The organism is Aquabacterium sp., assembly GCF_048860245.1.
Lineage (GTDB): Bacteria > Pseudomonadota > Gammaproteobacteria > Burkholderiales > Burkholderiaceae_C > Aquabacterium.
The window spans coordinates 66,051-75,050 of the sequence record NZ_JBLIZW010000115.1 but is presented as its reverse complement, the minus strand read 5'-3'; the positions used below and the strand labels follow the sequence as shown (position 1 = coordinate 75,050).

The 9,000-nt window shown below is 61.3% G+C and carries 8 protein-coding genes and 1 tRNA gene; 8 read left to right on the top strand and 1 reads right to left on the bottom strand.

The features are described 5' to 3' along the window. The 6 genes from ACMV18_RS13215 to ACMV18_RS13190 all read left to right on the top strand — a co-directional run. The coding region (locus tag ACMV18_RS13215; protein WP_420818220.1) for a cytochrome c1 at positions 1–202 on the top strand (202 nt) is incomplete at its 5' end. A 104-nt stretch (positions 203–306) separates the two neighbouring features. Next, positions 307–921 carry a glutathione S-transferase N-terminal domain-containing protein gene (locus ACMV18_RS13210; protein ID WP_374259016.1) on the top strand — a complete coding sequence of 205 codons (615 nt, stop codon included), beginning with the start codon at positions 307–309 and terminating at the stop codon, positions 919–921. 33 nt (positions 922–954) lie between these two features. Then, entirely contained in the window at positions 955–1,545 is a 591-nt protein-coding gene (locus ACMV18_RS13205) for a ClpXP protease specificity-enhancing factor (protein ID WP_374259015.1), read from the top strand. 27 nt (positions 1,546–1,572) lie between these two features. Then, positions 1,573–1,648, top strand: a tRNA-Thr gene (locus ACMV18_RS13200). A gap of 124 nt (positions 1,649–1,772) precedes the next feature. Further along, entirely contained in the window at positions 1,773–2,918 is a 1,146-nt protein-coding gene (locus ACMV18_RS13195) for a metallophosphoesterase family protein (protein ID WP_420818218.1), read from the top strand. Further along, positions 2,915–5,584 carry an AAA family ATPase gene (locus ACMV18_RS13190; protein ID WP_420818217.1) on the top strand — a complete coding sequence of 890 codons (2,670 nt, stop codon included), beginning with the start codon at positions 2,915–2,917 and terminating at the stop codon, positions 5,582–5,584. Before ACMV18_RS13195 ends, ACMV18_RS13190 begins: the two co-directional genes overlap by 4 nt. Before the next feature lie 30 nt (positions 5,585–5,614). Here ACMV18_RS13190 and ACMV18_RS13185 read toward each other — a convergent pair whose 3' ends face one another. After that, positions 5,615–5,824: a hypothetical protein gene (locus ACMV18_RS13185; RefSeq protein ID WP_374259012.1), complete on the bottom strand. Its 210-nt coding sequence runs from the start codon at positions 5,822–5,824 to the stop codon at positions 5,615–5,617. On the opposite strand from ACMV18_RS13185, the gene ACMV18_RS13180 reads away from it, so the two are divergent. Together ACMV18_RS13180 and ACMV18_RS13175 are read left to right on the top strand one after the other, a co-directional pair. Further along, positions 5,817–6,689, top strand: a complete 873-nt coding sequence (locus tag ACMV18_RS13180; protein WP_420818216.1) for an ABC transporter substrate-binding protein — start codon at positions 5,817–5,819, stop codon at positions 6,687–6,689. The genes ACMV18_RS13185 and ACMV18_RS13180 overlap by 8 nt on opposite strands. After that, positions 6,686–8,995 (top strand): ATP-binding protein, encoded by a 2,310-nt coding sequence (locus ACMV18_RS13175; RefSeq protein ID WP_420818215.1) that lies wholly within the window; start codon positions 6,686–6,688, stop codon positions 8,993–8,995. Before ACMV18_RS13180 ends, ACMV18_RS13175 begins: the two co-directional genes overlap by 4 nt. The last annotated feature ends 5 nt before the right edge of the window (positions 8,996–9,000 follow it).

The window sequence follows — 9,000 nt, the reverse complement described above, 5'->3', positions numbered from 1 at the left end:
ACGACGCTCTTCCGATCTCGGCACGATGTCGCCGCAAGAGTACGACAGCGCGATCGCCGACCTGGTGGCCTACCTGCAATGGATGGGTGAGCCCGTTCAGCAGCAGCGTCAACGCATTGGCGTGGGTGTCCTGATTTTCCTGGCGATCTTCTTCGTGATCGCCTGGCGTCTGAATGCCGCGTTCTGGAAAGACGTGAAGTGATCCTGGTGCATTCACTGCGTTGTCAGTGAGTGCTCTGGTAGCGCAGTGGCCTGCTTTGGCAGCCACTGCGCTTCGTTGTTTATAGATAAAAGGAGCCCGCCGTCATGATGGTGCTGTACTCTGGCACGACCTGCCCCTACTCGCATCGTTGCCGTTTCGTTCTGTTCGAAAAGGGCATGGACTTCGAAATCCGTGATGTGGACGTTTTCGCCAAGCCCGAAGACATCGCATTGATGAACCCGTACAACGAGGTGCCGATCCTCGTCGAGCGCGACCTCATCCTGTACGAGTCCCACATCATCAACGAGTACATCGACGAGCGTTTCCCGCATCCTCAGCTGATGCCGGGTGACCCCGTTGCGCGTGCCCGTGTTCGGCTGTTCCTGCTGAACTTTGAAAAGGAACTGTTTGCGCACGTGAACTTGCTGGAAGGCCGTGGCGGCGTCAAGGGCAACGACAAGCAGCTGGAAAAGGCTCGCGCCCAGATCCGTGACCGACTGACGCAGTTGGCCCCGATCTTCCTGAAGAACAAGTACATGCTCGGCGACGACTTCTCGATGCTGGACGTGGCGATTGCACCGCTGCTGTGGCGCCTGGATTACTACGGCATCGAACTGTCGAAGAACGCCTTGCCGCTGTTGAAGTATGCTGAGCGCATCTTCTCGCGTCCTGCGTACATCGAAGCGCTGACGCCGTCTGAAAAGGTGATGCGCAAGTAATCGCTTGCGTTGTTCTGATCGGCTCCATACAGCATGTCCACTGACCAAGAAGCCCAGGGCACCTCGACTCGGCCCTACCTGATTCGCGCGTTGCACGACTGGTGTACCGACAACGGGTTCACGCCCTACTTGGCGGTGTACGTGGACAGCTCTGTCCAGGTACCCCGCGAGTACGTCAAGAACAATGAGATTGTGCTGAACGTCAGCTTCGAGGCGACCAGCCAGCTGACTTTGGGCAACGATTTCATCGAGTTCAAGGCCCGTTTTGGTGGGCGTGCACGCGACATCTCGGTTCCGGTGGACCACGTGATTGCCATCTACGCCCGTGAAAACGGGCAGGGGATGGCATTCCCGGTGCCGGTGTCCGTTGGTGGTGAGGGCGTGGACGCGCCAACTTCTGCCGATGACGATGTGTCGGATGCGGAAGGCGGTGGTGTTGAGCAGGTCAGTAGCACGGAGCCGGGCATTCGCCTGGCCACCGAATCTCGAGCTGCGCCGAAGGACAAACCGGCCAAGCCGGTGGGGCTGGCCGCTGTGCCGGCTAAAACGTCGACGGATGACAACGATTCGCCTGAAACGCCCCCACCAACTGGTGGCCGGCCCGCGCTGCGGCGAATCAAGTGATGCAAGCCGTGTAGAATAAGCATCAGTGCCGGCTTAGCTCAGTTGGTAGAGCAACCGCCTTGTAAGCGGTAGGTCGTCAGTTCGAATCCGACAGCCGGCACCATTCATACAAAAAGCCCCTTGGCGTTAGTTCTCTAACCTCAAGGGGCTTTTTCTTTGTCTATGCATTATGGGCTCAGTCTCTGAGCTTGTCGGTGCGTAGCATGAGGTGTCAGGGAGTCTGGTTCATGCCAAAGTTCATTCACACCGCAGACTGGCAAATTGGTCGTCAGTTCACCACGTTTCCACCAGAAGACGCTTTGCCGCTGGCCGAGGCTCGCTTGCATGCTGTGCAGCGCATCGCGGAGTTGGCGGCACAACACCAAGTCGATGCTGTGCTGGTGGCAGGGGATGTGTTCGACATGCAAACCGTGTCAGACCGCACCATTCGGCGCATGTTCAATGCCATGCAAGGCTATGACGGGTCATGGGTGATGATTTCCGGGAACCACGATGCAGCGCTGGCTGAAAGTGTCTGGACCCGGGCTGTGCGATTGGGTGCTGTGCCAGCCAATGTGCACTTAGCTCTGAGTCCTGAGCCCGTGGTGCTGGCCGACCTGGGCTTGGCCGTGTTGCCTGCGCCGCTGACACAGCGCCACACCTATGGTGATGCCACAGCATGGTTTGATCAGGCGCAGACGCCCGCGTCGTGCGTGCGTGTGGGTTTGGCGCATGGCAGTGTGCAAGGTGTTTTGCCCGATGACATCGATTCGGCCAATCCGATCGCGCCCGATCGCGCCGAACGGGCCAAGCTGGATTACTTGGCTTTGGGCGACTGGCACGGATGCAAGCGCATTCAGGACCGTGTTTGGTACAGCGGTACGCCTGAGACGGATCGCTTTCGTGGGAATGACGCCGGTCAGGCCTTGCTGGTGAACATTCCCGCCCCAGGGGTGCTCCCCGAGGTCACGCCGCTGACGGTGGGGCAGCACGCCTGGCATCAACTGCATGTTCCATTGGCGGTGGAGTCTGACGTGGATGTGCTGCTGAATACCTTGCAGGGGTTGGCCGCATCATCGGTGGTGTCACTGACCGTGACGGGCCAGTTGCCGTTGTGGGCGCATGCGCGCGTGTTGTCGGCGCTGGCTGAGGCTGGGGCGTGCTTTCGGCACTTGAGTTGCGATACGCAGGCCTTGACCTTGCTGCCAACGGCAGACGAATTGGCCTCGGTGCGCGCAGACGGCTATGTCGCCGAGATTTTGCAAGACCTTCGGCAGGCGCAGTCCGAGCCCGGCGAGGGCGGTGAGGCGGCGGCCGAAGCCATGACCTTGTTGATGCAGGCTTTGTTGACGCGTCAACCCGTGGTCACTGCGAACCCAGGAGGTGCCGCATGAGCATGCAGTTGACGCGTGTGCGCGTGGCCCAGTTGCGCCAGTTTCGGCAAGCGTTTGAACTGGCTGACTTGGTGCCGGGCCTCAACATTTTCACTGGCCCGAACGAGGCTGGCAAAAGCACCTTGGTGCGGGCCATTCGTGCAGCCTTCTTTGAACGCTATCGCTCCAAGGTGGTCGAGGATCTTCGCCCTTGGGGGGACGGCACCGCCACGCCCCAGGTCGAGGTGGATTTCAGGCTGGGGCAGCAGTCGGTTCAGCTGTTCAAGTCGTTTCTGGGTTCGCGTGCCCGTTGCAGTGTGACCGCTGACGGTCAGACCAAGGATGGTGCAGAAGCCGAGGATCTGCTGGCGCAGTGGTTGGGCTTTTCTTACGCAGCCAAGGGGGCGAGTCGGCCGGAGCATTGGGGGATTCCTGGCTTGCTGTGGATTGAGCAGGGCACAAGCCAGGCGCTGAGTGATGCGGCCGGGTATGCGCAGGATCACATCCGCCAGGCATTGGCGGCGCGTCAGGATGCGTCGCTGGGGAGTGAGGTGGCGGCCAGCCTGGGCGATGAATTGCTGGCGCAGTTCCAGTCGCAGTTGGACGAGTTGCAAACCGCCACAGGCAAGCCGCGGGCAGCGTATCTGGCGGCGATGCAGGCTGCAGAGCAACTGCAGCGCGAGATGGCCGATCTCGACGAGCAAATTGCCAAGTACCAGCACGATGTAGACCAGTTGTCGGCGCTGAGGCGCCAACATCAAACAGAGGCTGAGGAGCGACCTTGGGAAGCTTTGAAGGGCAAGTTGGCACAGGCGCGTCATGCCGAGCAAGCCTTGGCGCAGCGTATCCAGCAATTGGCTGATTCGCAGCAGGCCTTGGCTCGCTTGCAGCAACAGCAACGCTTGCTGGAAGCCCAGGTCAGGAGCGTGGCGCAACTGCAGGCTGCTGGTGTGCAGCGTCAACAGGATGCAGCGCGAGCCGCAGAGCAATGGCAAGCGGCCGATGAGGCGTGTCGGCTGGCGCAGCAACTGGCGGATGACCGTGTGCAGCAGGTGCAGCGTGCTCGGGCGCAATGGACGGCGGCGCGACAGCAGGCAAATCGACGCTTGTTGCAGACCCAGCGGCAGGAGGCGTGTGCGGCCGCTGAGCGGCACCAGCTTGCCTTGACGGATGCCATGGCTCGCTTGGAGAGCCTGACGCAGTTGCAGGCCAGTCTGCGTGCGCCCGTTTTGCAAAAGACCGATGTGGACGAGTTGCGCCGCCTGGACAAGCAGTGGCAGGCGTTGAGGTTGCAGCGGCAAGCCGTTGCCACGCGTCTGCAGTACGAACTGGCGTCTGGCCAGACGCTGTCGGTCGAAGGGGGAACAGGCGAGCAGGTTCTGGCGGGGACGGGAGAGGTACTGATTGATGACGCCTTGACGGTGCATGTGCCCGGCGTGGGTCGCTTGCGCGTCACCCCCGGAGGGCAAGACCTCGCCGTGCTGGCGAAGCAGTGCTTGCAAGCCGAGCGTGTGCTGCAGGATCGGTTGGAGGTGCTCGGCTTGGCGGGGCTGGCCGAGGTAGAACGTCGGTATGAGGCGCAGCAGGAACTGGCCAGTCAAATCAAGCTGGCTGAGCAGGCGCTGCAATGGGTTGCCCCGAAGGGATTGGAGCCCTTGCGGCAGGCCTTGGCGCAGTCACGTCAGCAAATCGAGGCCTGCGACCAAGCCTTGCAGCAGTTGCCTGAGTCGGCATCAGACACCGAGCCAGACATGACGGCCGCCGAGGCGGCTTTGCACGATGCAGAACAGTTGGAGGTCGGGGCTCGGGCGTCACTGACGCAGGCCCTGCAAGCACGCGCGAAGGCCGAGGCGGAGCAGGTGGCTGCGCAGCGCGAGGCCGCCTTGGTGCAAGCACAATTGGCCGACCCGGATCAGGTTGCACAACATCAGCAGGCCCTGGCCAGTCTGGCGCAAGTGACGCAGGAGGTCCAAGTGCAGCAGGCATGGGTGCAGGAGTTGACACGTCAGCGTGACGAGGCGCGTCCCGATATCCTTCAGCAGGAAATCGAACGCCTGGGACGCAGCATTGCGCTGATGGAGCAGGCGCATCAGCAACGCCACACCCGGATTCAGGTGCTGGAGGGGACGCTTCAGCAGGTCGGAGCGCAGGGGCTGGAAGAGCGGCGTCAGGCGCTGGCCGGAGAGCACGCGCGTGCCAGACAGCGGGTGGCGGAGTTGCAGCGTCGTGCGGCGGCTTTGTCCTTGTTGTGTCAGCAGTTTCAGCAAAAGCGTCGGGAAGCCCTGGAGCGCCTGCAAGCGCCTTTGAAAAAGCATCTGGAACATTATTTGCGTTTGTTGTTCCCGCATGCGCAGGTGGCTGTGGGCGATCAGTTGACGCCGGACTACCTGATCCGGCGCTTGGCCACGGGCGAGGAAGAGCGGGGGCAGTTTGACGCGCTGAGCTTTGGTGCTCGCGAGCAACTGGCCCTGATCAGCCGTTTGGCTTATGCGGATTTGCTGAAGGAGGCGGGGCGTCCGACGCTGTTGATTCTGGACGACGCCTTGGTTCACAGTGATGCGGACCGTCTGGAAAGGATGAAGCGCGTTTTGTTTGATGCAGCTCAGCGTCACCAAGTGCTGATGTTCACATGCCATCCTGGGAGCTGGTCGGACATGGGGGTTCCCGTGCGATCCTTGTTGGGGTGAAAAGCTCGGTGGCATGTCGGCTTTTGACAATCAGCCGTGCGGGTGATCGCTTTCCCGGCTGACTGGCACAACATTGACATGCAAAATCGTCATGATTGTTGGACCATCCAACCGGCAGGAAACAAGAAAAATGATGCGACGCCGTTTTTTGAGGGAGACGACCTGTGTGTTGGGCGGGGCGATGGCCCTGTCAAACCTCTCGGGGTGTTTGCGTGCAGAGCCACCATTGCGCGTGGCCATCACGCCATGGCTGGGCTATGAAACGCTGAATCTGGCGCGAGAGTTGGGCTACATCCAGGAGCCGGATATTCGCCTGGTGGAGTTCCCCTCCAACACCGTGAGCCTGATGGCATTGGCCAATCACGAGGTGCCCCTGGCCACCTTGACGCTGGATGAGTTTTTGCTCGCACGTGAAGGCGGTCTGGATTTGCGTGTGGTGTTGGTCTTTGACGAATCGATGGGGGGCGACGCTGTCATCGCGAGGCCTGGCATCAACAGTCTGGCCGACATCAAGGGCAAGCGCATTGGGGTGGAGTCCACGGCCACGGGCGCGCTGATGATGGCGAAGTTGCTGGAGGCGGCCCATCTACAGCCCGCCGATGTGATCAAAGTGGAAATGACCGTCGATCAACACGCGTCGGCTTATGCCTCAGGCAAGGTGGACGTGTTGGTCACTTTCGAGCCCGTGCTGTCGCGCTTGAAGGCGCAGGGTGCCAAGTTGCTGCTGGATAGCCGACAGTATCCTGGCCTGATCGTGGATGTGCTGGTGGCGCGTGCGGATGCCTTGACCCAATCGGAAGGACATGTGCGCACGCTGATGCAGGCTTATTTCAAGGCCTTGTCTTATTGGGATGCGCACCAGGACCAATCGGCTGCGCTGGTGGCGCCGCGTCTGCAACTTCAGACCGTCGAGGTCATGCAGGCCATGAAGGGCATGCACATGATGAGCTTGTCAGATAACCGCGTGTGGCTCTCGGGGGCACAGCCACGGTTGCTGGAGTCGGTTCGAACCGTGGGTGAAATGGCCGTGCGAGCACGGTTGCTGAAAACAGCGCCGTCGCCCGCCAACGTGATCGATGCGCGCTTTCTGGAGGGCCTTGCATGAAGCAGCGCTCTCTGCTGAGGGTCATTCTGCCCTTGCTGGTTCTGGCTGGCGTGTTTCTGGTGGGCAGTTTGTCCTTGTGGTACGCCATTCATCAGCGTCAGGCGAGGTTGGACGAGGATGCGCGCGTCACGCTCATGGCGGATGTGGCGCGGTTGGCGCGGCTCAGTGACCAAACCTGGCCCAATGCCCAGTCGTTCATCGCGGCTGACATTGCTCAGCAGGCCAGCCGGCCGCAGCTCAAGGCCGCATTGCTGCTGACCGAGACCGGCGAAATTTTGATGGCACAGCGCTCAGCCTGGGTGGGACGCATGGCCAGCGAGGTGCTGCCAGGGCTGGACATGCAGCGCGTCATCCGGGTGGCGCAAGGTCGTTTGCCCGACTGGTCGATGGATCAGGACGGCGTGCGGATGGATGGCTTGCAAGGCTTCGATTTGCCCGCTGCGCAAAACGAGGTGCGCAGCTCTCGTCGCGGTGTGGTTTACGTCGTGCATGACCTGACCAGCTTGCGTGCGCAGGTGCGTGACGACGAGATCCTGCACCGCATTCCGGAAGTGTTTGGCAACGTGTTGCTGGCGGTCTTGTTGCTGTGGCTGTTGAGCCGTTACGTGGCCCAGCCGCTGTATCAGTTGGATCGTGCTGCATCCAGTCTGCGTCAAGGCCAGTTGGATGTGATCATTCCGCGCGTGGGCTGGGATGAGATCGATCAGATGGCGATGGGCTTGGAGGCCTTGCGCCAGGAGTTGGCGGCGACCTGGCATGCCATGCCGGATCTGCTGTTTGAGGTGGACATGCGCGGGCGGTACATCCGCGTGCTGGCCGTGCGGCCTGAGTTGCTGGCGGCCGCGCCCCAGCAGTTGATTGGCCGCACCGTCAACGAGATGTTGCCTAAGGAAGCGGCTCAGGTGGTGATGCAGGCGGTGCACGATGCCTATGAGCAGGGTGGGGTGTGGGGCCGTGAAATGCGATTGCCCGTTGCAGCGGGCTCGCGCTGGTTCGAGCTGTCGGTGGCGCGCAAGACCATTCCGGGGCAAGAAGCGACGTTCCTGCTGATTTCGCGCGACATCACGGAGCGCCGTCAGGCCGAAGATGGCCTGCGTCAGTTGAACGAGGAGCTGGAAAGTCGTGTCGCTGCGCGCACAGCCGAATTGCTGACCGCCAAGGAAGAGGCGGAGCAGGCCAACCGCAGCAAGAGCGAGTTCTTGTCTCGCATGAGCCATGAACTGCGTACGCCCCTGAATGCGATTCTGGGGTTCGGGCAATTGCTGGAGTTATCGGTCCGTGAGGCACCCCTGGCAGGGCATGTCAAACAGATCCTCAGCGGTGGGCGACACCTGCTGTCGCTGATCAACGAGTTGCTGGATCTGGCGCGCGTCGAGTCGGGTCAGATGACGGTGAGCCTGGAAAAGGTTCAGTTGCTGTCCTTGATTGAAGAGTGTCTGGAGCTGGTGAAGCCGCAGGCCCAGGCGCGTCACATCCGCTTGATGGAAGCCAGTTGCCTGGATCGGCTGCAGATCATGGCGGACCGCACGCGCATCAAGCAGGTGGTGCTGAATCTCTTGTCGAATGCCATCAAGTACAACCACTCGGGTGGCGTGGTGACCGTGAGTTGTGTGCAGGAGAACGACGAAATCTGTTTCCGCATCAGCGACACCGGCGCTGGGCTCACGCCCGAGCAGCAAGCCAAGCTGTTTGTACCGTTTGAGCGCTTGCAGGCGGATGATCTGCAGATTGAAGGCACCGGGATTGGCCTGGCGTTGAGCAAGCGTCTGGTGGCCTTGATGGGCGGGCAGATTGGCGTGGAAAGCCAAGTGGGCGTGGGCAGCACTTTCTGGGTGCGCGTGAAACGCGCGCCAGATGGCATGGTGTCGCCTGTGGTGCCACCGCAGTCGGGCGAGGCGAGCTTGGCCTTGGATCAACTGCCCTTGGTCAGTCGGACGGTTTTGTGCATCGAAGACAACCCCACCAATTTGCAACTGGTGGACAACGTGCTGAGCATGTTGCCAGGCGTGCGCATGTTGAGTGCCATGGCGCCAGGACTGGGCCTGGAGTTGGCGCGAACGCACCAGCCCGACCTCATCTTGCTGGACATCAATCTGCCCGACATGGATGGGTATGCGGTGATGCAGTGTTTGCGTGAAAGCCCGTTGACGGCCCACATCCCCGTGGTGGCTGTCAGTGCCAATGCCATGCCCAAGGATTTGGAGCGTGGTCGTGCGGCAGGCTTTGCGGACTACCTGACCAAGCCGTTGGACGTGGTCAGGTTGCAGCAACTGGTGCTGGACATGGTGCCCGGCAAGCGGGCGTGAGCCTG